The 23,059-nt window shown below is 74.1% G+C and carries 20 protein-coding genes; 11 read left to right on the top strand and 9 right to left on the bottom strand.

Translation table 11 applies throughout. From position 1 onward, the window contains the following. Positions 1-57 precede the first annotated feature (57 nt). Both guaA and ABD784_RS04175 read left to right on the top strand, forming a co-directional pair. Entirely contained in the window at positions 58-1,644 is a 1,587-nt protein-coding gene (gene guaA / locus ABD784_RS04180) for a glutamine-hydrolyzing GMP synthase (protein WP_344880366.1), read from the top strand. Positions 1,645-1,823: 179 nt separating this feature from the next. Continuing rightward, on the top strand, positions 1,824-5,681 hold the full coding sequence (locus tag ABD784_RS04175; protein ID WP_344880363.1) for a DUF4011 domain-containing protein: 3,858 nt from the start codon (positions 1,824-1,826) through the stop codon (positions 5,679-5,681). A 43-nt stretch (positions 5,682-5,724) separates the two neighbouring features. Here the strand turns inward: ABD784_RS04175 and cpaB are convergent, their stop codons facing one another. From cpaB to ABD784_RS04160, 3 genes are all read right to left on the bottom strand, one after another. Next, on the bottom strand, positions 5,725-6,420 hold the full coding sequence (gene cpaB / locus ABD784_RS04170) for a Flp pilus assembly protein CpaB (protein WP_344880359.1): 696 nt from the start codon (positions 6,418-6,420) through the stop codon (positions 5,725-5,727). A 116-nt stretch (positions 6,421-6,536) separates the two neighbouring features. After that, on the bottom strand, positions 6,537-6,833 hold the full coding sequence (locus tag ABD784_RS04165; RefSeq protein ID WP_344880356.1) for an FmdB family zinc ribbon protein: 297 nt from the start codon (positions 6,831-6,833) through the stop codon (positions 6,537-6,539). 42 nt (positions 6,834-6,875) lie between these two features. Further along, entirely contained in the window at positions 6,876-7,514 is a 639-nt protein-coding gene (locus ABD784_RS04160; RefSeq protein WP_344880353.1) for a 5-formyltetrahydrofolate cyclo-ligase, read from the bottom strand. A 90-nt stretch (positions 7,515-7,604) separates the two neighbouring features. On the opposite strand from ABD784_RS04160, the gene ABD784_RS04155 reads away from it, so the two are divergent. From ABD784_RS04155 to ABD784_RS04140, 4 genes are all read left to right on the top strand, one after another. Continuing rightward, positions 7,605-8,243: a GNAT family N-acetyltransferase gene (locus ABD784_RS04155; RefSeq protein WP_344880350.1), complete on the top strand. Its 639-nt coding sequence runs from the start codon at positions 7,605-7,607 to the stop codon at positions 8,241-8,243. A 66-nt stretch (positions 8,244-8,309) separates the two neighbouring features. Then, positions 8,310-9,344, top strand: a complete 1,035-nt coding sequence (locus ABD784_RS04150; protein WP_344880347.1) for a hypothetical protein — start codon at positions 8,310-8,312, stop codon at positions 9,342-9,344. 12 nt (positions 9,345-9,356) lie between these two features. After that, positions 9,357-10,691 carry an aminoglycoside phosphotransferase family protein gene (locus ABD784_RS04145; RefSeq protein ID WP_344880344.1) on the top strand — a complete coding sequence of 445 codons (1,335 nt, stop codon included), beginning with the start codon at positions 9,357-9,359 and terminating at the stop codon, positions 10,689-10,691. 152 nt (positions 10,692-10,843) lie between these two features. Continuing rightward, positions 10,844-11,290, top strand: a complete 447-nt coding sequence (locus ABD784_RS04140) for a hypothetical protein (protein WP_344880341.1) — start codon at positions 10,844-10,846, stop codon at positions 11,288-11,290. A gap of 62 nt (positions 11,291-11,352) precedes the next feature. Here ABD784_RS04140 and ABD784_RS04135 read toward each other — a convergent pair whose 3' ends face one another. From ABD784_RS04135 to ABD784_RS04120, 4 genes are all read right to left on the bottom strand, one after another. Next, a complete protein-coding gene (locus ABD784_RS04135) occupies positions 11,353-12,030 on the bottom strand; it encodes a response regulator transcription factor (protein ID WP_344880338.1) in 678 nt (225 codons plus the stop codon). Further along, complete coding sequence (locus tag ABD784_RS04130) at positions 12,031-13,545, bottom strand: sensor histidine kinase (RefSeq protein ID WP_344880335.1); 1,515 nt, start codon at positions 13,543-13,545, stop codon at positions 12,031-12,033. Next, positions 13,542-15,428 carry a tetratricopeptide repeat protein gene (locus ABD784_RS04125; protein ID WP_344880332.1) on the bottom strand — a complete coding sequence of 629 codons (1,887 nt, stop codon included), beginning with the start codon at positions 15,426-15,428 and terminating at the stop codon, positions 13,542-13,544. The genes ABD784_RS04130 and ABD784_RS04125 overlap by 4 nt, the downstream gene beginning before the upstream one ends. 88 nt (positions 15,429-15,516) lie before the next feature. Beyond that, positions 15,517-16,002 (bottom strand): Lrp/AsnC family transcriptional regulator, encoded by a 486-nt coding sequence (locus tag ABD784_RS04120; protein WP_344880329.1) that lies wholly within the window; start codon positions 16,000-16,002, stop codon positions 15,517-15,519. 133 nt (positions 16,003-16,135) lie between these two features. Here ABD784_RS04120 and ABD784_RS04115 point away from each other — a divergent pair, with 133 nt between their 5' ends. The 5 genes from ABD784_RS04115 (at position 16,136) to ABD784_RS04095 (ending at position 21,307) form a co-directional block, all read left to right on the top strand. Next, on the top strand, positions 16,136-17,392 hold the full coding sequence (locus ABD784_RS04115; protein WP_344880326.1) for an MFS transporter: 1,257 nt from the start codon (positions 16,136-16,138) through the stop codon (positions 17,390-17,392). 44 nt (positions 17,393-17,436) lie between these two features. After that, positions 17,437-17,958 carry an NUDIX hydrolase gene (locus tag ABD784_RS04110; protein ID WP_344880323.1) on the top strand — a complete coding sequence of 174 codons (522 nt, stop codon included), beginning with the start codon at positions 17,437-17,439 and terminating at the stop codon, positions 17,956-17,958. A gap of 125 nt (positions 17,959-18,083) precedes the next feature. Then, on the top strand, positions 18,084-19,067 hold the full coding sequence (locus ABD784_RS04105) for a glycine betaine ABC transporter substrate-binding protein (protein ID WP_344880320.1): 984 nt from the start codon (positions 18,084-18,086) through the stop codon (positions 19,065-19,067). Between the two features lie 19 nt (positions 19,068-19,086). Continuing rightward, the gene (locus ABD784_RS04100) at positions 19,087-20,331 is read left to right on the top strand and encodes a pyridoxal phosphate-dependent aminotransferase (protein WP_344880317.1); all 1,245 of its coding nucleotides are present in this window, start codon (positions 19,087-19,089) and stop codon (positions 20,329-20,331) included. Positions 20,332-20,395: 64 nt separating this feature from the next. Then, positions 20,396-21,307, top strand: coding sequence for a PPK2 family polyphosphate kinase (locus ABD784_RS04095; RefSeq protein WP_344880314.1), 912 nt, complete (start codon positions 20,396-20,398; stop codon positions 21,305-21,307). A gap of 78 nt (positions 21,308-21,385) precedes the next feature. On the opposite strand, the gene ABD784_RS04090 is transcribed toward ABD784_RS04095, so the two are convergent. Together ABD784_RS04090 and xseA are read right to left on the bottom strand one after the other, a co-directional pair. Next, positions 21,386-21,652: an exodeoxyribonuclease VII small subunit gene (locus ABD784_RS04090; protein ID WP_344880311.1), complete on the bottom strand. Its 267-nt coding sequence runs from the start codon at positions 21,650-21,652 to the stop codon at positions 21,386-21,388. Between the two features lie 70 nt (positions 21,653-21,722). Then, entirely contained in the window at positions 21,723-23,054 is a 1,332-nt protein-coding gene (gene xseA, locus ABD784_RS04085; protein ID WP_344880308.1) for an exodeoxyribonuclease VII large subunit, read from the bottom strand. Between the last annotated feature and the right edge of the window lie 5 nt (positions 23,055-23,059).

Here is a 23,059-nt window from a genome sequence, read left to right as displayed (position 1 = left end):
AGCACCCACCCACCGGCCCGTTCGGGCCTGAGAGCCGAGTCGACTAAAGTGGAGCCCGTGACCAACCCACCCGCAGCCCCAGAACATCAGCCGGTTCTGGTCGTCGACTACGGGGCCCAGTACGCGCAGCTCATCGCTCGCCGCGTGCGCGAGGCCAACGTGTATTCGGAGATCGTTCCGCACACCATGCCCACCGAGCAGATCCTGGCCAAGAACCCGGCCGCGATCATCCTGTCCGGCGGCCCCTCCAGCGTGTACGCCGAGGGCGCGCCGCGGGTCGAGGCCGACCTGTTCCAGGCCGGCGTGCCCGTCCTGGGCATCTGCTACGGCTTCCAGGCGATGGCCAACGCGCTCGGCGGCAAGGTCGCGCAGACCGGCCTGCGCGAGTACGGCGCCACGGACGCGACCATGTCCGGGCAGGCCCGCTCCATCCTCGCCGGCACGCCCGCAGCCCAGAACGTCTGGATGAGCCACGGCGACTCCGTGCACGAGGCCCCCGAGGGCTTCGAGGTGCTCGCCACGACCTCCGGCGCCCCCGTCGCCGCGATCGCCGACGACGAGCGCCGCCTCTACGGCGTCCAGTGGCACCCCGAGGTCAAGCACTCGGACCACGGCCAGCGCATCCTGGAGAACTTCCTCTTCGAGGGCGCCGGCCTGAAGGCCGACTGGACCACCGGCAACATCGTCGAGGAGCAGGTCGAGAAGATCCGCGCCCAGGTCGGCGACGGCCGGGCCATCTGCGGCCTCTCCGGCGGCGTCGACTCCGCCGTGGCCGCCGCCCTGGTGCAGCGCGCCATCGGCGACCAGCTCACCTGCGTGTTCGTCAATCACGGCCTCCTGCGCGAGGGCGAGGCCGAGCAGGTCGAGAAGGACTTCGTCGCCGCCACGGGCGCGAAGCTCTACATCGCCGACGAGCAGGAGCGCTTCCTCACCGCGCTCGCAGGCGTCACCGACCCCGAGACCAAGCGCAAGATCATCGGCCGCGAGTTCATCCGCGCGTTCGAGACCGCCGAGGCCGAGATCGTCAAGGCCTCCGCGAACGCCGGCGAGCCGGTGAAGTTCCTGGTCCAGGGCACCCTGTACCCGGACGTCGTCGAGTCCGGCGGCGGCGAGGGCGCGGCGAACATCAAGAGCCACCACAACGTCGGCGGCCTGCCGGAGGACCTGCAGTTCGAGCTCGTCGAGCCCCTGCGGACCCTCTTCAAGGACGAGGTCCGCGCGGTCGGCGCCGAGCTGGGCCTGCCGGCCGAGATCGTCCAGCGCCAGCCGTTCCCCGGCCCCGGCCTCGGCATCCGCATCATCGGCGAGGTCACCGAGGACCGCCTGAACACGCTGCGCCGGGCTGACGCCATCGCGCGCGCCGAGCTCACCGCGGCCGGCCTCGACAACGAGGTCTGGCAGATGCCCGTCGTGCTGCTCGCGGACGTCCGTTCCGTCGGCGTCCAGGGCGACGGCCGCACCTACGGCCACCCGATCGTGCTGCGCCCCGTCTCCAGCGAGGACGCCATGACGGCCGACTGGTCGCGCCTGCCGTACGACCTGCTGGCCCGCATCTCCAACCGGATCACCAACGAGGTCGACGGCGTGAACCGCGTCGCCCTCGACGTGACCAGCAAGCCGCCGGGAACCATCGAGTGGGAGTGACCCGCGGGTGAGGGCCCCGTCCCCGCCGACCAGCCGCGCGCTGGCCGGCGGAGGCGGGGCCCTCGTCGATCCGGGCCCGCAGTGTTTCGGTCGCCGGATCCGGCGGGCCGCTGGCGTAGTTTAGAAGGGGTCGCCGCGTCCGCGGCGGCCGCCAGGCGAGCAAGGAAGGCGGTATTCAGGTGGGGACTGAAGCAAGCGGGTCGGCCATCGCCGATTGGCTGGAGAAGCTCGGACCCGGTGCGGGCACCGACACCCTGCTGCGCTTCGCCGGTTCCTCCTCGAACAGCGTCGAGGTCACGCACGCGCACCCCTCCGGGCTGGCGCAGTTCATGGCCGGCCGGCGCACCCGCCTGTCCATGCTGCTGCGGGACCAGGAGGTCTTCGCCCCCGGTCTGCGCACCGCACGCGGCCTCCGCGCCAAGATCCGCGAGCTCGCCGACGAGCGCGGGATCGACGTCGGCTACCTCGCCGCCGGGCTCGTCTCCTGGCGCGCCACCGTCGACGGCCGCAGCGAGCAGCTCAGCGCCCCCGTCATGCTGGTGCGCGTCTCCCTCGCCGCCCGCGACCGCGACGACTTCGAGATCCAGCTCCTCGGCCGCGCCGAGGTCAATCCCGTCCTGGTCCGCTACTTCAAGGAGCACCACGGGACCGCCATCGACGTGGAGAAGCTCTACGCCGCCGCCTACATGATCGCCCGGTTCGACCCGCGCCAGGCCATGGACGAGCTGCGCCGCCAGCTCGCCGACGTGCCCGGCGTCGTCGTCGAGCACCGGCTCCTCGTCTCCACCTTCGCGGACGTCGCCGACCCGGCCGACCCCGCGACCCTCGACACCGCCCACCCGGTGGTCTCGGCCCTGCTGAAGGACTGGGAGCAGCACGACGGCGTCGGCACTCCCGAGCCCGTGGCCGAGCCCGACGTCGACGTGAAGACCACCGACGAGCGGGACCCCGCCGACGAGCTCCTCGTCCTCGACGCCGACGCCAGCCAGCAGGCCGTGCTGGACCTCGTCGAGGCCGGCGAGTCCTTCGTGGTCTCCGCCCCGCCGGGCACCGGGCAGACGCAGACCGCCATCAACGCGGCCGCGGTCCTCGCGGGGCAGGGCAAGCGGGTCCTCGTGGTCGCCGAGCGGCGCCAGACCGCCAACGAGCTCGTCCACCGGCTCGCGTCCCTCGGCCTGGACAGCCTGGCGCTGCGCATCGCCCCCGAGGTCGACGCGGAGGCGCTGCGCCGCCAGCTGACCAAGTCGATCCTGCGCAACGAGCGCGCGGAGGAGTCGCGGCTGGCCAAGGCGCACCAGACCCTCAAGCGGCACCGGCACGCGCTGCGCGACCACGTCTCCTCCCTCCACAACGTGCGCGAGCGGTGGGGCTGCTCGCCCTACCAGGCGATGCAGGAGCTGGCCCGGCTGACCTCCCTCACGCCGGCCCCCTCCACGTCCGTGCGCCTGAAGCGGTCCGTGCTGGACCAGATCGTGGCCCGTGACGAGACCCGGATCAAGTTGCGCCGGGCCGCCGAGGTCGGCGCGTTCGAGCAGTCCGTCACCCGGAGCCCCTGGTACGGGGCGCGCCTGCGCAACGCCAAGGAGGCCGAGGACGCCTACGAGCTGGCCCAGCGCCTCGCCGAGGACCTCCCGCGCCTGCTCGAGCGCATGCAGCGCGTCGCCGAGCACTCCCAGATCAAGCCCGGCGACTCGTTCGCGCAGTGGGGCGAGCAGCTGGACCTGCTGGTCGCCGTCCGGGAGAGCCTGGACAAGTTCGAGCCGGACGTGTTCGACCGGGCCGTGGACGATCTGATCGCCGCGACCGCCTCGTCCTCCTGGCGCCGCGAGCACGGCGTCGAGATGGGCTCCGTCACCCGCAGCCGCCTGCGCCGGGTGGCCAAGGAGTACATCCGCCCCGGCGTGCACATCGCCGACCTGCACACGTCGCTGCAGCACGTCCAGCAGCAGCGCGCCGCCTGGAAGAGCTACGCCACCAGCCAGCGCCACCCGGCGGTGCCCACCGGGCTGCTCGAGCTCAACCGGCACTACCGGGACGCGCAGGACCGGCTGGAGCAGCTCGGCCGCGTCCTCGGGGACGCCGTGCGCTCCATCGGCTCCGCCGACGGCACGGGCACGCCGGACCTGACCCGCGCCCCCATCCGCGACGTCGTCGCCCACGTCCAGCGCCTCGCCGAGGACCACGACGCCCTCCAGAGCCTGCCGGAGCGGACCCTGCTGGTCGAGCAGCTCACCGAGGCCGGACTGAAGGACCTCATGGCCGACCTGCTCGAGCGCGAGGTCCCCGCCGACCAGGTCGGGCACGAGCTGGAGCTCGCCTGGTGGCAGTCGGTCCTCGAGGCGATGATCAGCGGCGACGACTACCTGGCCATGTCCGACGGCTACCAGCTCCGCCAGCTCGAGGCCGAGTACCGGCTGGTCGACAACATGCACATCGCCTCCGGCGCCGCCCGGCTGAACTGGAAGCTCGCGCAGCGGTGGAAGGCCGCGCTGCTGGACCACCGGGCCGGCAGCCGCGAGCTGAAGGGCATGCTCCGGGACGGGGAGCCCAGCGTCGCGGCCCTCGCCGATCTCGGCGCCCCGCTGGTGAACTCGCTGGTGCCGCTGTGGATCGGCTCGCCGTTGATGATCCCGTCCGTGGTGCCGGCCGAGACGAAGTTCGACGCCGTGATCCTGCTCGACGCGGACGCCCTGTCGCTGCGCAGCGCGGTCGGGGCGATCAGCCGCTCCGAGCAGGTCATCGCGTTCGGCGACGGCAAGCTCGGCGCGCCCACGACGTTCAGCGTCTCGGTGGACCCCACCGCGTCGCTGCGCGCCCCCCGCACCCCGGTCAGCACGTTCGCGGCCCTCTGCCGGGTGCTCCCGGTGCGCGGGCTCGACACCGTCTACCGCGGCGTCGACGACGGGCTCACCGACGTGCTGGGGGAGTGCTACGGCAGCCAGCTGCACCGGCTCCCGTCGGCCACGAACCTCACCGACCCGGGGCAGGGCCTGCACGTCGAGTACGTCCAGGACGGCACGGGGCTGCCCGACGCCGGAGCGGAGTCGGTCGAGTCGACGGTCGCCGAGGTCCAGCGCGTCGTCGACCTCGTGTTCGCCCACATCCGCCGGCGCCCCGGCAAGTCGCTCGCCGTCGTGGCGGGCAACCAGCGCCACGCCACGCGGATCGCCGAGGCGATCCAGGTCCAGCTGCCGAACTACCCGTGGGCGGAGGAGTTCTTCCACCGCGACGACGAGCGCTTCCAGGTCTCGACGATCCAGCGCTCCCGCACCGTGGTGCGGGACGCGGTGATCTTCGCGCTGGGCTACGGCCGCACCCCCCACGGCAAGGCCGTCCACGAGTTCGGCGGGCTCTCCGGCCCGCGCGGCGACGAGCTGTTCGTCACCGCGATGACCCGTGCCCGCGAGAGCCTCACGATCGTCACGGCGGTCCGCGCCGACGACCTCGACCCGGAACGGGTCACCGGCGGCGCCGCCCGCCTGATGCAGGTCGTCGCCGGGGCGGAGGCGCCCCGGCCGGGCAGCGACGCCCCGCTCGAGGACCCCCTGGTGGCGGACCTGCGCAACCGGCTCGTGGCCCGCGGCGCCAGCGTCGAGCAGCGCTACCGCGGCGAGCTGGACCTGGCCATCTGGAACCCCCGGGGCGATGCCGACGAGCCGGTCCCGCCGCTGGCCGTGGTCTCCGACGGGACGCAGGAGTACGCCCAGCTCAGCGTCCGCTACCGCTCCCGCCAGCGCCCGCAGCTGCTGGAGAAGGCCGGCTGGCGGTACGTGCCGCTGTGGACGATCGACGTCTTCAGCGACCCCGCGCGGATCGCCGAGGCCCTCGCCGAGTACCTGAACCTTCCCGCCGCCCAGGAGGACGACGTGACCGAACCGGCAGGCCGCCCCTCGGGCCGCCGCGCATCCAAGCCCCAGCTCGTCGCCGAGCCCGTGATCCCGAAGGCGGCCGGCGAGGACGACCCGCGCAGCTGGGGCGAGACCGCGGAGGACCGCGACTCCTGGCTCCAGGAGCAGCGCCCGCCGCACTGGGGCTGAGCCGCCGGCGCCCCGCCCGGGCCCGGCGCCCGGCGGTGCGCCGTCACGGCTCCGGGGTGACCAGCATCAGGTGGATGCTGCCCCGGCTGCCGGCACTGGCCAGCTCCGCCGCCTCGTCGGCCGTGGCGGCGACGACCACCGTGGACGTCCCGCCGGCCCCCGAGGAGGCGTCCATCCAGCCGCCCCCGCCCTCGGCGGGCACCCAGAGGACGGCCACGTCCCGGGCCACCGGGGCCGACTCGATCGGCTGCTCGTACCCGTTCCCCTGGCTGAGCACCACGTCGACGTGCAGCCCGGGGGAGAGGAGCCCGAGGACCTCCGTGTTGGCCGGCTCCAGCGGCACCGCGACGGTCCCCGGCGGCATCCCCGTCAGCAGGTGGTCCCCGACGAGCAGGCCCGCGTGCAGCGGCGTGCCGGCGGCGATCCCGATGGCCACCCGCTCGCCGACGGCGTCCGCGGCCCGGAGGTCGTGGCCCGGCGGCAGGGCGGCGCGGGCCACCTGCACCGGCTCGACGTCGTCGGCGCCGATGGTCTGCCCGGCGGCGATCTCCCGGGCCGCCACGAGCGTCTCGACCGTGGGAGCCCGCTCCGGTGCGACGGCCGCCAGCGCCGCCGCGACCGCGAGGGCCGCCATCCCGGCGGCGGCGGGGCGGCGGTAGCGGGCGCTGACGTCGCGCCAGGTGCGCCGGTAGCGGCGGGGTCGGCGGGACGGTGGCCTGCGGGCTGGTGATCCGAGCATGCGGACCAGTCCACCGGAACGGGCGCAGACGCAGCAGGAGCCGCCCACCTGGCTGTGGACGGCTCCTGCTGGAGGGCCGGGGTGTGGAGGACGAGCCGGTCCTCCGGGGTGCTCCTCTAGGAGGCCGCCGCGGCGGACGCGGTTGAGCCGGAGGAGGCGGAGCCTGACGTGCTGGTCGCCGACGAGCTGGTCGACGGCGTGCTGGATCCCGAGCCGCTCGACCCGCTCGAGCCGGTGCCGCGGGAGTCGTTGCGGTAGAAGCCGGAGCCCTTGAAGACCACGCCACCGACGTTGAAGACCTTGCGCAGGCGGCCGTCGCAGCTGGTGCAGGCGGTCAGCGAGTCGTCGGTGAACGACTGGAAGACCTCAAACTCGTGGCCGCAGTCCTTGCAGGCGTATGCGTATGTAGGCATCGGAACCCTTCTAGCACTCGGTTGGTTTGAGTGCTAATTCTACTACAGGGCGAAGCGGTGCACGCCGGACGCCGTCACGACGCCGTCCACCGGCTGGTCCGTGGGCTCCGTCGGGAAGGCGCCCGTCTCCAGCACCTCGTGCTCGTAGACGACGGCGAGGGGAGCCGGGCCGCCGAGCGCGTGCAGGCGCTGCAGGAACCTGTCGTAGTAGCCGCCGCCCTGGCCGAGCCGCCCGCCGGCGGCGTCGATCGCCTGCGCGGGGATCAGCAGCAGGTCGGCCGCGGCCACCGCCTCGGGGCCGCGCCGCTCGCCGGAGGGCTCGTGCACCCACGCGCGCTCTGAGCGCACCAGCTCGGTCTCCGGGGTCCACTCGGTCCAGCCGAGCTGCCACTCCGGCAGGCAGACCGGGACCACCACGGTCCCGCCGGCGCGCACCACCTCCTCCAGCACCGGCCGCACGTCCGGCTCGGCGCCCACGGGGAGGTACGCGGCCACGCGCGGCCGGGGCCCGGCGGCGTCGACCAGACGCCGCAGATGGTCCGCGACGGCGGTCATCTGGCGCTCCCGGGACGCCGGGTCCAGGGCCCGGCGCCGGGCGCGGAGGTCGCGCCGCAGCGCGGCCTTCCGCTCGAGGGCCTCGGCGTGCAGCCCGCTGGCGGGGGGTGTCGTGGGGTGGGCCATGGCGCCATCCTAGCGGCCCGGCGGGGGACCCCGGCAGGGGGTGCGGCCGCCCCTGCCGGGGATCGTTCGCGCCCGGCTAAACTCGTGCCCATGTCGCGCATCTGGCCCTGGGAGTCATCCGCCGTCTCCTGGTGGCCCACCACCCTCGAGCACGGGGATCTGGTGCTCCGGCCGCTGCACTGGTCGGATGCGACGGCGTGGGCGGACCTGCGCCGGCGCAACCAGGCGTGGCTGCGCCCCTGGGACGCCACCGACCCCGACGGCGGAACGCGCCCGACGTTCCGGCAGATGGTCTCCAGTCTCAACCGGCAGGCCCGCGCCGGGCACTGCCTGCCCTGGGCGATCGCCGTGCGCACCGGTGCCGCGGACGAGCCGGTGCTCGCCGGCCAGTTGACGGTCTCCACCATCACGTGGGGCGCGGCGAGGAGCTGCTCGATCGGCTACTGGATCGACGCCGGCCTGGCCGGGCGGGGGCTGGTGCCGCAGGCCGTGGCGCTCGCCGGGGACTTCGTCTTCGACGCCCTGCGGCTGCACCGCGTGGAGATCAACATCCGCCCCGAGAACGCCGCCAGCCTGCGCGTGGTGGAGAAGCTGCGGTTCCGGGACGAGGGCCTGCGGGAGCGATTCCTTCACATCGACGGCCAGTGGGCCGATCACCGGACCTTCGCGCTGACCCGGGAGGACATGTCCGGCAGCTTCCTCGAGCGGCTCCAAAGCACAACCGCGTGATTTATCCGGCGGACACACCGGACGCAATGCGAGCGCCTGCACGGGCCACGCCGTAACGTCTGGTACGTGGATGTGAGGATTGAGAGCTCGATGGTCCTCGTCGTGGCGATCATGCTGCTCCTGATGCTCGTGTCCACCGTGGTCCGCAGGTCCGAGGGCGCCGCCGAGAGGCAGCCCGTGGGCGGCCGGACCGCGATCCGCCAGATGAACGCCGCGCCCACCAGCGACGCCCTGGTCCCACCGATCCGCCGGGATCGACAGGACTACGAGCCCGCACCCGGTACCGGGAGGAGCCCCATGAACGCGACTGGACAGCGAGACGCGAGCGAACTGCGACCCGCGCCCGAGAGCGCGCCCGCCGGCCCCGCGCCGCTGCGCATCCGCTGGGGCCGCGTCGCCGTGGCACTCGCCGGCGTCGCCGGTCTGGCGCTCTTCGCCGTGACCGGCGTGGTTGCCCTCTTCGGCGCCGTCTCCGGCCTGGTGCCCCTCCTCGGCCTCGCCGCCTTCGTGCTGGCGGTCGCCGGGCTGCGCACGCTGGCCGTCCGCGACCGGCGCCGTCGTGTCCTGGCCCGGATCAACCGCACCTACGCCGACGCCGTGGAGGCCGCCCAGGAGCAGGTCGCCCGCGAGCAGGAGCGGACCGAGACGCCGTCCCGCGCCCGCGGCGGCGAGCTGTTCGACGGCCAGCCGGGCCAGGCCGAGCGCCGGGCGCCCACCGTGCAGGAGCTGCGCGAGGAGGCCCGCCGGGTCGCGGCCCGCGAGCGGGAGCAGGCGGGCCCGTCCGTCGCCGACACCCGCACCTGGACCCCCGTGGACGTCCCGACCCCGACCTACGTGAAGGCCGCCAAGGCCGAACGCCCCGAGCCGGCCCCCATGCCCCGCCCCGAGGAGCGCCGCGCCCAGTTCGTCACCAGCATCCTCGCCGACACGCGCGCCCAGTCCTCGGCAGCCCAGTCCTCCGCAGCCTCGTCGTCCGCAGCCACGTCGTCCACCGCCCAGCCCAGCGCGGCCCACGCCGACTCCGGCCGCGCCGCGTCGGCCCCGTCCGGCGCGCCCCGGATCAACCTCGACGACGTCCTCCAGCGTCGCCGCGGCGCCTAGCGGAACAGCCCCATGTGGCCGGAGGCGCAGCACGTCGCCTTCCTGACCGACGCCGCCGCCCGCCTCGTCGCCCTGGTCCGCCCCGGCATCGAGCCGGCCGTCCGCTCCTCCGGGCGGCACCTGCGCCAGGTCCAGCTCCAGCACCGGCCCGGCGCCGGGGTGAGCGTCCTCTACGAGCTCTCGGTCGAGCTCGGCGGCGGGTTCGTCGGCGTCACCACCGAGACGCTGCCGGCCCCCGCGGGCGGGCCCGACGCGGCCGCGGGGCCGGGGCACTACGTGCAGGTGCGGGTTCCGGCGTCGTCGTACCCCGGCGTCGACCCCGCCGCCGGTGAGCTGGCGGTGAGCGTGTGGGACCACCCGCACGATCCCCGGCTCCCGGGCCTGGCGGTCGCGACGGTGCCCGAGCTCGTGGTGTCGCGCTGGGCGCGGGGGGAGCGGCTCGTCGGGCTCCAGACCGTCACCTACCGACCCCTGCGCCGGGCGGTCCTCCGGGCCGACCTGACCACGCCGGGGCCCATCGCGGTCCCCCGCCGCATCTACCTGAAGGTCGTGCGGCCGGACGTCGCCGACGAGCTGCTCCTGCGGCACCGCATGCTCGCCGCCGCAGGCCTGCCGGTCCCGCGGCTGCTCGAGGACGCGCGGGCCGGCACGGCGCACGCCCCCGAGGACCCCGCCGGGATCCTCGCCCTCACCGAGGTGACGGGCCGGCCGCTGTCCCAGCAGATCATGCACGACGGCGGCACCAGCCTCGACCCGGACGCGTTCGTCGCGCTCCTGGACGCGCTGCCGGAGCCGGTCCTGGACCTGAAGCGCCGGCCGGCCTGGTCCGAGCGGCTGGACCGCTACGCGCACGCCGCGCGCACCGCGCTTCCCGGGGCGGCCGAGCGGCTCCGCCAGCTGGAGGCCCGGATCCAGGCCGTCATCGACACCACGGACCGCGGTCGCACCGTGCCCACCCACGGCGACTTCTACGAGGCCAACCTGCTGATCGGCGAGGGCCGGGTCTCCGGCCTGCTCGACGTCGACTCGCTCGGGCCCGGGCACCGGGTGGACGACTACGCGTGCTTCCTCGGGCACCTCGCGGTCCTGCCCGGGGTGGACGAGCGGTACGTGCACGTCGAGGAGGCGCTGGCGCACTTCGGGTCGGCGTTCCGGATCGACCTGGAGCGCCACGGCGTGACCGGCCGGGGCCTCTGGGCCCGCGCCGCCGCGGTGGCCGTCTCGCTCATCGCGGGGGCACGCGTGCCGGGCGCCCCGCGGGAGTCATGGGAGCCGTCGGCGTACCGCAGGCTCGCGGCCGCCGAGCAGCTGCTGGCGCTCGCCCGCCGCAGCGGGCTCGTCGCCTGACGCACCGCGCCGGCGCGGGGACCGGGTCTCATCCGTTTCTCCTCGTCCTCTCATCTGGCCGGGGCACACTGGTCGTTGGACGGGACCGGACAGGACGGCCGGGCGCGGGTAGCGGCCCGGCACCAGCACACGCGACAGGAGACGAGCGCAGCATGAACACCAGGCTCTGGGTGACCGCGGGGGCGGTGGGCCTCATCGCCCTCGGGACGGGCGTGGTGGTCGCCGACCACGCGTTCACCGAGCCGAGGGACCTGGGCCCCGGGATCACCGTGGTCGACTCGTCCGCGCTGCCCGACGAGTCCACGCTGCCCTCCGCGCCGAGCGGTGCCGCGACGACGCCCGCCGGGGAGCCGTCCGCGTCGCCGGCGCCCACGGAGGGGCCCGCCGGCGAACCCTCGAGCGCCGCCCCGAGCTCCGCCCAGGACACGGCGCAGGACGCGGCGCCGAGCACCCCGCCGGGCACGGACGCGCCCGCGACGCAGCCGGCGCCGCCCGAGGCGGACGACGACGATGACGACGACGTGGCACCGGCGGCCCCCGCGGCACCGGACGACGAGGACGACGGAGACGACGATGGCGGGGCCGACGAGGAGGACTGAGCCGAGCCGAAGGGGTCTGCGTTCAGCCGAGGAGCAAGGGGTTCAGCCGAGAAAGACTGAGCTCAGCCGGCGGGGTTCCGCACCGCCAGGCGGTAGCCGAGCCCGCGCACCGTCTGGAAGCGCTCGCCGCCGAGCTTGTTGCGCAGGTACCGGACGTAGACGTCCACCACGTTGGATCCGGGGTCGAAGTCGTACCCCCACACCCGGGCCAGGAGCTGCTCGCGCGTGAGCACCTGGCCGGCGTTGCGCAGGAACGCCTCCGCAAGGGCGAACTCGCGCACGGACAGGTCCACCGGCGCGCCGTCGACGTGGGCGGTGTGCGAGCGCAGGTCCAGGACCAGCCCCTCGTGCTCGAGGGTCTCCTGGTCGCTGCCGTTGGCATCGGAGCGCAGCCGGAGGCGGATGCGGGCCACGAGCTCCTCGAACCTGAACGGCTTGGGCACGTAGTCGTCGGCGCCGCCCTCGAGCCCCGTGAGGGTGTCGTCGATGCTGGTGCGGGCCGTGAGCATGATGACCGGGACGTCGTGGCGTCCGCGCCGGATCTCGCGCAGAACGCTGAATCCGTCCAGGTCGGGCAGGCCCACGTCGAGCAGGACCAGCTCGAAGTCGCCCGTCGTCGCCAGGGCCAGCCCCTCGCGCCCGGTCTCGACGACCGTCGGCTGGAACCCGGCCGAGCGCAGGCCCTTGGCGACGAAGGAGCTGATCCGCACCTCGTCCTCGATGATCAGGATCCGACTCATCTACCGCCCTTCCACGTCTGGCTCGAGCCTAGCGGGCACCGGCAGGTGGAGCGCGAAGATCGAGCCGAGGCCCGGCGTCGAGCACACGCTGACGCGCCCGCCGTGCCCGACGGCGATGGCCCGGACGATCGTCAGGCCGAGGCCCGAGCCCTCCGCGCGCGACCCGTTGGCCCCGCGGGTGAAGCGCTCGAAGATCGACGCCGCGTCCTCCTCGGTGATGCCGACGCCGTGATCGCGCACCCAGAGGCGCAGCTCGCCGTCCTCCCGGTCCGTCGGGCCCGCGCCGCCGGCATCGGCCGCACTGCCCGCGCCGTCCGGCACCGTGAGCTCCGCCCCGAGGGCGACCTCCGAGCCGGGCGCGGAGAACTTCATGGCGTTCTGGCAGAGCTGCAGCAGCGCCTGCGTGATCCGCCGCTGGTCCAGCGGGGCGGTCGCGGCGACGTTCTCCGCGATCCGCCACTGCCGGTCGCCGAGCGCGCGGGCCTTGTCTGCGACGTCGAGCAGCAGGCTGTCGACGTCGACCGGGCGGGGCTGCACGAAGTCGTCGCGGTCCGAGGTCGCGAGGGTCACGAGGTCCTCGACGAGCATCGACATCCGGTCCAGCTCGTCGAGCGCCACCTCGTGGGTCTGCCGCACGTCCTCCGGGTCCTCCGGGTCGGAGAGCTCGAGGTGCCCGTGCACGATCGTGATCGGGGTCCGCAGCTCGTGCCCGACGTCGTCCAGCAGGCGGCGCTGGGACTCCAGGACCGACTCCAGCCGGTCGAGCATCTCGTTGAACGTGCGGGACAGGTCCGCGAGGTCGTCGCTGCCGGTGACCTCGATCCGCTCCCCGACGCCGCCGGCCGTGATCCGCTGGGCCGTGCGCCGGAGGTCCTCCAGCGGCCGGAACAGCCGGCGCACCAGGGCCCACGCCACCACGGCGGCGATGGCGAGCGCCACCAGGCCGGCGCCGAAGAAGACCACGTAGGTGCGCCGCAGCTCCGCGAGCTCGGCGTCGATGTCGCGGGCGAGCACCAGGCGCAGCGGGGCCGGGTCGTCCTGCAGCTGGACTGGCACGACGGCGACGCGGTACGTCGTCGTGCCCGTCGCCTCCGTGGTCAGTCTGATCCGCTCGGGGACGGGCGCACCGAGCAGCCGCTGGATCAGCTCCGGGTCCTCCTCGAGCCGCACCTCCACCGTCACCGGGGCGTTCCACCGGATGCCGGAGGAGTGCAAGGCGATCATGCCCTCGTTCCGGGCGGGCGACGTGCGCTGCATCGCCAGGTAGATCAGGTCGGCGGCGGAGGTGAACGGCTCGCCGTTCTCGGGGTTGATGCCGGAGGCGTGCAGGGCCTCGAACTCCTGGACCTCGCGGGCGAGGTCGTCGTCGATCCGCGAGTACAGCTGGCCCACGTGGACCAGGTAGGAGGCCGCGCCGGCGATCCCGAGGGTGACGATCGCGACGACCAGCATCGAGGCGAGCACCTGCTGGGCGACGGGCCACCGCCGCCAGAAGGGCGCCGACTCGGCGGTCACCGTCGGCCGTCCGCCGGTCCGCCGGGGTCCTCGGCGTCGCGCGGGTCCTCGTCGTCCTCAGCCTCGTCGTGCGGGTCCTCGCCGTGCGGGTCCTCGTCGTGCGTGCCCGCGTCGCCGGCCTCGGTGTCCGGGTCGTCGCCGATGGCCTCGACGACGGTGTCGGCCGCGTGCTCGAGCGCGTTGTCCACGACGGCGCGGGCCGCGGCCCGGGCCTCCTCGGCCTGGAGGTAGAGCCCCTGCTTCTCCAGTACGTCGCCGAGCCCGTTCTGCGCCGCATTGACGTGCGCCACGCTGTCGGCGTGCTCGGCCGCGATGAGCCGGTAGAGCGACGCCGCCTCGTCCCACTGGCCCGACTCGGCCAGGACGTGCGCGGCGAACAGCTCGGCGTTGCCGGCGGCGTCGGGGTCCTCGACCACCCGGAACAGGTCCGCGGCCTCGAGCGCCTCGGCGATGGCCCCGCGCGCATCGCCGAGGGACCAGCGGCCGCGGGCGTGCGTGTCCCGGAAGTCCGCGGAGTGCCACTGCGCCTCGTGCGCGTCCGCCAGGGAGATCGCCTCGTCCAGCAGGCCCAGGCCGTCCGGGTCGTGCTCCTCGCACAGCGCGTGGCCGAGGGCGTGCAGGGCGGTCGGCAGGGCCGCCGGGTCGTCCTCGGCCTCCCGCGCCAGCTCCACGGCCCGCTCGAAGCGCGGGCGCGCCCCGGCGAGCGACTCCTCGCGGCTGACGAGCGTCCCGGCGGCGATCAGCGTGCGGGCCGCCTCCCCGTTGAGCTCGGCGGCGACGAACACCTCGGCGGCCTCGTCCCACGTCCGCAGCGCCTCTGCGAGGCGCTCCTGGTGCCGCAGCGCGTGCCCGAGCGAGACGAGCGTCCGGGCCCGCGCGGTCGGGCGGCCGGCCGCGCCGAGCCGCTCCGCCAGCGGGGCGAGCACGTCCTCGGCGAGTGCGAACTCGCCCGCCTCGAGCAGCTGGTGCCCCAGGGCCAGGCGGACGGCCCAGGTCTCGTCGATCTCGCCGCGCTCGGCCTGCTCGACGGCGACCTTCCAGGCGAGGATCGCCGCCTCGTGGTCCGCCGCCTCGGAGGCGGCCTGCGCCACGCCGGCCGCGGCCGACACGGCGCCCTTGCGGACCCCCGCCGCGGCGTAGAGCTCCAGGGCGCGCAGCGCGCACCCCTCGGCCTCGAGCCGGTGGTCGGCCTCGGCGTGGGTGGTGGCCTTGACCATCCAGACGGCGGCCTTCATGGCCCGGTTCAGGGGCAGGTCCAGCAGGCGGTCGGCCGCGGCGAGCGCGAGCTCGTGGTGGCCCTCCTTCGCGTGGGCGTGCGCCAGGTAGAGCAGCGCCCCGCCCTCCGACTCGGCCCGTCCGGCCTCGCGGTAGGCGCGGGCGCACCACTCGAGGGCGTCGAGCGCCCCCTCGGAGCCGTAGCTGTGCAGTGCCACGGCGAACGCCAGCTTGATGTCCGCCAGCACGTGGTCGGGCGCACCGGCCGTCTCGTGGGTGATGAGCGCCGCCTCCAGCACGGGCAGCTCCTCGGGGGAGGCCTCCCGGAACAGCAGCGCGCCGAGGTCCTCCTCCATGTCCGCCTGGAAGTCCCAGCCCGCCGCCCGCAGGAGCGACAGCCGGGCCCGCGCGGCCCGCCGGGCGCCGTCGTCGTCCCCGCCGAGGTGGCGGATGGAGGCGAGGGAGCCCCAGAGCGAGAGCAGCGTGTCCAGGTCGTCCCCGGCCAGCTCGAGGCCGAGCATGGCGGCCCGGATGGCGCCGGCGTAGTCCTCGGTGTAGGCGCGCTCGTAGGCCAGGTCCAGGCACTCGCCGGCGGTGGTGCAGGCGACGAACGGGTCCGGCGAGGCGGTGCCGAGGAGCGCGCGGAGGCGGTCCGACAGGGCTGACACTGCGGCGGCTCCTCTCCAGCCGGCGCGGCGGGCGGCTGCGGTTCGGGGTAGGCGGTGGTCGATGGGGGAGTGCGGTGGTCCTCCGAGCTTAGGCGTCGGCGAGGGAGTGCCGCACCAGCGGGCCCGCCCGGAAGGGGATGTGTTCACTCAGCGCCAAGGACGTCTCCGTGCGGATGACGCCGGGGAGCTTGAGGATGTGGCGCAGGACCTGCTGGAGGTTGTGGGTGTCGCGGGCCGCGACGCGGCACCAGACGTCGCCGCGGCCGGACGTCTCGAAGACCTCCAGGACGTGCTCGCGCCGGCCGAGCGCGGCGACCACGGAGTCCAGCTCGCGGTGGTCGACCTCGATCGTGATGAAGGCGAGCACGTCGTACCCGAGGGCGGCCAGGTCGATGTCGCGTCCGCCGTCGCGCAGGATCCCGGCGCGCGCGAGCCGGCGGAAGCGGGTGTGCACGGTGTTGCGGGCCAGGCCCAGCGAGTCGGCGAGCTCGCTGATCTGCGCACGGGGGTCGTTGACCAGGCGCAGCAGCAGCTCCAGGTCGGTCGAGTCCAGGCGGGGGGTCGTTCGTGGCACGGTGCTTCATCCTCCCTCGGTGCGGAGAGCTGTTTTGAGCTTCCTGCTCAATTATGGACCCTTTCTCCGATCACGAACACCAGTCCGCCCCACCATTGACCCTGGACACACCGCACCGGGGAAGGGGCGCCGCATGACCGTCATCAGCGAACTGCGCATGCAGACCGTCGTCGAGCCGACGCTCCGCGACGGCTGGGACGCCTCGCTGCGGGCGCGCGTGGTCCTGACGGGCGCCGTCATGGGCCTGCTGTTCATCGGCGTGAACATCGCCACGCCCATCTACCCCGTGCTGCAGGCCGAGCTGGGTCTGGGCCCGTTCGGCGTCACCGTCGCGTTCACCGCGTACGTGCTGGCCCTCATCGTCGGGCTCCTCTGCTACGGGCACTGGTCCGATCACATCGGCCGACGGGCGGCGCTCGTGATCGCCGTCGTCCTCGCCCTGGCCGGCGGCCTCGTCTTCGCCTTCGCGCCCAGCCTGTCCTTCCTCGTCGTCGGCCGCGTGCTCCAGGGAGCCGCCGTCGCCGCCGCCACCGGCGCGTCCAGCGCGGCCCTGCGCGAGTTGATGCCGGGCCACCCGGAGTGGGCGGGCCGCTTCACGCTGCTGCTCAACGCCGGCGGCGTCGCCGCCGGTCCCGTGATCGGCGGGGCGCTGAGCCAGCTGCCGGATCCCACCACCACCCCGTTCCTGATCCACTCCGTGGCGCTGCTGCTGGTGCTGGTGCCGCTCTGGCTGGTCCGGGCCCGCCCGGCCCTCGCCCCGGCCCCGGGCCGGGCCCGGGAGGCACTCCGGCCGCGCCCGCCCAAGCTCGCCCGCGAGGCGCTCGTCCAGTTCTGGATCGCCGCGCTCACCGGCCTGCTCAGCTTCGCGCTCTTCGGGCTCGTCCTGTCGCTGGCGCCGGTCTACCTCGGCTCCGTCTTCGGCATCGAGAGCCCGCTGCTCCTGGGGATCATCGCCGCACTGACCCTCGCCGCTTCCGCGGCCAGCCAGCTCGTCGGCCGGGCGACCCCGGCCATCATCGGCCCGGCCCTGGTGGTCATGGGCCTGGGCACGGTCGCCCTCGCGTACGGGGCCCACCTCGAGTCCCTCGCCGTCGTCGTCGCCGGCAGCCTCGTCGCCGGCGCCGCGCAGGGCCTGGCGTTCCGCGGGGCCTTCAACGACGCCTCGGCGGCCATCCCGGCCGCCCTCCAGGCGCAGGTCACGAGCTTGATCTACCTGGTCACCTACCTGGGCAGCGCCATCCCCGTCCTCCTCCTCGGCTTCGTCGCCGGCCGGATCGGCATGGACGCCTCCTTCGGCTACTTCTCGGCCGGCATGCTCGCCTGCTGCATCGCGCTCGCCGCCGTGGCCGTCGCACGCCACCGTCGGCTGCAGGCCCGCGCCGCCCGCTGACCCGGGTGACCGGATCGCCCCCGGCGCCTAATACGCTAGAGGGCATGACCGATGCCCGCCCCACCCCCGCCCCGCACGACGCCAGCGCCGCGGTCAGCAGCGCCGTCCCGCCGGCGGCCCGCCCCTGGGACACGCGGCTCGCCGCCTACTGCGTGGTGGTCCGCGAGGGCCGTATCCTCCTGGCCCTCTGGGACATGCGTGCCAGCCACCCCGACTTCCGGCCCCGCTGGACCCTCCCCGGCGGGGGAGTGGACCTCGGCGAGCAGGCAGCGGCCGGGGCCGTCCGCGAGGTCGCCGAGGAGACCGGGTACGACGTCGCCGTCACCTCCCTGCTGGGCGTCGAGACGGGCGTCGTCCCCGCCGGGCAACGGCTCCACGGCGAGGCGCGGCCCCTGCAGACCGTGGCCGTGATGTACGCGGCCGAGGTGGTCGGCGGCGAGCTCGCCCACGAGATCGGCGGCACCACGTCGCGGGCCGCCTGGTTCGACCTCGACGAGGTCGCCTCCCTGGACCGCGTCGCGCGGGTCGACGAGGCCCTGCGCCTCTACCGCGCCCGCCGCGAGTAGCCGCCGCGCCCGCCGCGAGTAGCCGCCGCGCCCGCCCAGCCCCGCAGATCCCGATCCCAGCACCCTCCCCAGCACCCGACCCAGCACCCGACCCCGGCCCGCCGGGCACCCTGGAACAGGACCTCATGACGCACCTGAACGCAGCCGCGGACCCCTCCCGCCGCCGTCGCACCTCCGCCCCCGCGGCCGGCTCGCGGGCCCCCCGCGCCCGGCTCGCCGTCCTCGCGGGAGGCCTGGCCGGCACCCTGGCGCTCGCCGGATGCGGCACGGCCGGCGAGACCGAGCCCGCCCCGAGCACCGTCGCGACGCCGCTGACGCTCGCCGCGCCGGAGAGCACCGAGGCGCGGATCGCCGCGCACATCTACGCCGGGGCCCTGCGCGACGCCGGCTTCAAGGCGGCCGTCGCCGTGGAGCCGGGCGACCGGGCCGGCTACCTCGCCGACGTGGAGAGCGGCGGCGTGGACGTCGTCGTCGACTACACGGGCTCCCTCCTGACCCGCTACGACGCCGGCGCCGACGCGACCGAGCCCGGCGACGTGACCGCGGCCCTGCGCGAGGCCCTGCCCGAGGGCACGGAGCTCCTGGACCCGGCCGAGGCGGACCGGGCCCCCGTGCTGGTCACCACCCGCGCCCGCTCCGTCGGCGACGAGATCGACGCGCTCTCGGACCTGGGCGAGGTCTGCTCCGGGCTGACCTTCGCGGGCCCGTCCGCCTTCGCGGGCGAGGAGCGCGGCCTGTCGCTGCTGGCCGAGGAGCTGGAGTGCACCCCCGGGACGTACGCCAGCAAGGAGGACCCCGCTGAGATCCTGGACGACCTGCTGACCGATTCCGCCCAGATCGCCGTGCTGCCGCGCACCTATCCGGGGATCGGCCGCAACGGGCTGGTGGCCCTGGAGGACTCCGGCCAGTTCTTCCGGGCCCAGCAGGTCGCCACCCTCGTCCACGCCGAGACGGTGCCGGATGAGGCGCGCGACGCGCTGGGCCGGGTCTCCAACGACCTGACCACTGAGGAGATGCTCCGGCTCAACGGCCAGACGGTCGGGGACGCGCCGCTGACACCCCGCCAGGCCGCTGAAACATGGCTGGCGGAACACGGGTTCGGATCGTAGCTGTGACAAGCTAGATGTCATGTCAGCCTCGGAACAGACCTCTCGGGAAGACCGGCGGTTCAAGCAGTCGTCGAAGCTGCGGGACGTCCTCTACGACATCCGCGGGCCCGTGCTGGAGCACGCCCAGCGGATGGAGTCCGAGGGCCACCGCATCCTCAAGCTGAACATCGGCAACCCGGCCCCGTTCGGCTTCGAGGCCCCCGACGAGATCCTCGTCGACATGATCCGGAACCTGCCGAACTCGCAGGGGTACTCCGATTCGCGCGGCATCCTCTCCGCCCGCACCGCGGTCTCGCAGTACTACCAGACCCGCGGCATCCGGACCATCGGCGTGGACGACATCTACCTCGGCAACGGCGTCTCCGAGCTGATCACGCTCAGCCTCAACGCCCTCCTGAACGACGGCGACGAGGTGCTCATCCCGGCGCCTGACTACCCGCTGTGGACGGCCTCCGTCTCGCTGGCCGGCGGCACGCCGGTGCACTACCTGACGGTCGAGGAGGAGGGCTGGATGCCCGACCTCGAGGACATGGCCGCCAAGATCAGCCCGCGCACCAAGGGCATCGTGCTGATCAACCCGAACAACCCGACAGGTGCGGTCTACCCGAAGCACGTCATCGAGGACATCCTCGAGCTGGCCCGGCGCCACAACCTCATCGTCTTCTCCGACGAGATCTACGAGAAGATCCTGTACGAGGACGCCGTCCACTACAACACCGCCGCGCTCGCGGACGACGTGCTGACGCTGACGTTCTCCGGCCTGTCCAAGGCCTACCGGGTCTGCGGGTTCCGCGCCGGGTGGATGGCGATCTCGGGTCCGCGCCAGCGCGCCGCCGACTACATCGAGGGCATCAACATGCTCACGAACATGCGCCTCTGCGCCAACGTCCCCGGCCAGAACGCCATCCAGACCGCGCTCGGCGGGTACCAGTCGATCAACGACCTCATCCTGCCCGGCGGACGGCTGCTGGAGCAGCGGAACCTGGCGTATCAGCTCCTCAACGAGATCCCGGGCGTCTCCGTACAGCAGGCCAAGGGGGCCATGTACCTCTTCCCCCGGCTGGACCCGGAGGTCTACCCCATCAAGGACGACGAGAAGTTCGCCCTCGACCTGCTGAAGCAGCAGAAACTCCTGGTCACCCACGGCACCGGCTTCAACTGGATCGCGCCGGACCACTTCCGGCTCGTCACGCTGCCCGCGAAGCAGGACTTGCGCGACGCGATCGGGCGGATCGCCGAGTTCCTGGAGGTTCTGCGGGCCTAGCCCGGCCCCCGCGGAGTAGGCTCGGCCCCACATTCATTCGTCCCCACCGGCGGAAGGTGAAGCGATGACCGAGACAGCGAAGGCGCCGACCGGGCGCCGCCCGGATCCCGACCCCGACGAGCGCCGGCCGCTCGACTTCGAGACGAGCCCCACCGAGCTGCTGCGCGCCGGGAGCGGGTTCGAGCTCGGGGCGGTGGACCCCGGTTCCAAGCCGGGCTACTCCGGCGCGAAGGCCGACGGGAAGGTCACCCTCGAGGCCATGGATCCGGTGCTCGACGAGCTGCAGGAGCGGCTGTTCGCGGCCTCCCGCTCCGGCGGTGAGGACCGGATCCTGCTGATCCTCCAGGGCATGGACACCTCCGGCAAGGGAGGGATCGTCCGCCACGTCATCGGGGCCGCCGATCCGCAGGGCATCCACCACCACGCCTTCAAGGCGCCGACTCCGGAGGAGCGGGAGCACGACTTCCTCTGGCGCGTCGAGAGGCAGCTGCCCGGCCGGGGCATCATCGGCGTCTTCGACCGCTCCCACTACGAGGACGTCCTGGTCCAGCGGGTGCGCGGGCTGGCGCCGGAGGAGGAGATCGAGCGCCGCTACGGCGCGATCCGGGAGTTCGAGGAGAAGCTGGCCCGCAGCGGCACCCATGTGCTCAAGGTGATGCTGCACATCTCCAAGGAGGAGCAGAGGGAACGGCTGCTCGAACGCCTGGACCGGCCGGACAAGCACTGGAAATTCAGTCCCGGGGACATCGACGAGCGCGCCCTCTGGGACGACTACCAGCGGGCCTACGAGACGGCGATCCGGCGCACCGACACCGATTCCGCACCGTGGTTCGTGGTCCCCGCCGACCGGAAGTGGTACGCGCGGATCGCCGTCCAGCAGCTGCTGATCGACGTCCTCCACGGGATCGACCCGCAGTGGCCGCCGGCGGCCTTCGACGTCGACGAGCAGCGCGCCCGCCTGCTGGCCTCGGACTGACCCAGACACAGCCCCGGGGGCGGAGGCCTCGTCCGCGGCACCCTCGCCGGGACGTCCCCACCGCGCGCGGCCGGGGCGTCAGGCCTCGCTGCCGCCCTGCGCCTGACGGGCGGCCTCGAGGCGGCGCCGCGCGCCTTCGAGCCAGGCCTCGCATCGGGCCGCCAGAGCCTCGCCGCGCTCCCAGAGCGCCAATGACTGCTCGAGGGTGGCGCCGCCGGCCTCCAACTGGGAGACGACCGCGATCAGTTCTTCGCGGGCCTGCTCGTAGCTCAACTGGGCGACGTCGGTGTTCGGGTCGTCAGTCGGGGCCGCCTCGGTGCGGGCGGCGTCCGGGGTCTCGGTCATGGTGCGCTCCTGTCGGTGTCGGTGTCGGTGTCGGTGCTGGTGGCGCGGGGGCCGGCGGCCCGGCGTGCGCTCACGTGTTGCTCGGGTGCGTGGCCGTCACGGTGGCGTCCAGACTGCCGACCGCGACACGGACGAGGAGCCCGGCGCCGTCCGGCACCGTCGTCGCGTCCCGGACGATGTCCCCGGGCTCGACGCCCGCCGGAGCGGCGCCCCGCGGATCGATCTGGACGACGGCGTAGCCGCGGTCCAGGGTGTGCTGCGGGGAGAGCTGCCGGACCTGCGCCCGGAGGTGGCGGAGGTCCGTCTCGGCGCGGTCCACGGCCTGCCGGGCCGCCGCCCGGTTCCGGTCGCTCGCCCGGGCCAGGTCCTCGGCGCGGGACTCGATCATCGCCTCGGGGTCCGCGAGCACGGGACGGGTGCGCAGCGCCTCGAGGCGCTGCCCCTCGCGCTCGACGAGGTGGTAGACGGCCCGGTCCAGGCGCAACCGCGCCTCGGCGATGCCCGCGCGCTCCTCGGCGACGTCCGGCACGATCCGCTTGGCGGCGTCCGTCGGCGTCGAGGCCCGCACATCGGCGACGTCGTCGAGGATCGGCCGGTCCGCCTCGTGCCCGATCGCGCTCACGACCGGGGTGCTGGCCGCCGAGACGGCGCGCACGAGCTCCTCCGAGCTGAACGGCAGGAGGTCCTCGAGCGCGCCGCCGCCGCGGGCGATCACGATGACGTCCACCTCCGGCAGGCCGTCCAGCTCGGCGAGGGCCGCCATCACCTCGCCGACGGCGTTCACGCCCTGGACCGCCGTGTTCCGGACCTCGAACTCCACACCGGGCCAGCGCAGGGTCGCGTTGCGGATGACGTCCTTCTCCGCATCCGAGTCGCGCCCCGTGATCAGCCCGATGCGCTGGGGGAGCAGGGGCAGCGGACGCTTCCGCCCGGGGTCGAACAGCCCCTCGGCGCCGAGCGCCTGCCGGAGCCGTTCCAGCCGGGCCAGCAGGTCCCCGAGCCCCACCGGGCGCAGGTCCGAGGCGTTCATGGAGAGCCGACCGGTCTTGAGGTACAGATTCGGCTTGATGCGCGCGACGACGCGGGCACCGACCTGCGGCTTGGTCTCCAGCCGGTCCATGGTCGAGCGCCACACGGTGACTGACAGAGAGTTCTCGACGTCCACGTCCCGCATCGTCAGGTAGGCGTGCCCGTTGCGCACGTTCGCCTCCAGGAGCTGGCCCTCGATCCAGGTCTCCGGGGCGCGCTCGATGTGGTTCTTCAGGATCGAGGCGAAGTGGTGCAGCGGCCAGGGGTTGTCCGGCGAGGTCTGCCCCGCCGTCTCCGGGAGGGTCCGCCGGCCGGAGTCCTCGGCCGCGGCGTCCGCCCCGTCGCCCGGGTCCGTCCTGTAGCCGTTCTCCACGTGGT

It is taken from the genome of Zhihengliuella alba, assembly GCF_039538765.1.
GTDB lineage: Bacteria > Actinomycetota > Actinomycetes > Actinomycetales > Micrococcaceae > Zhihengliuella > Zhihengliuella alba.
The sequence above is the reverse complement of the archived record's forward strand: the minus strand, read 5'-3'. Positions and strand labels throughout refer to the sequence as shown.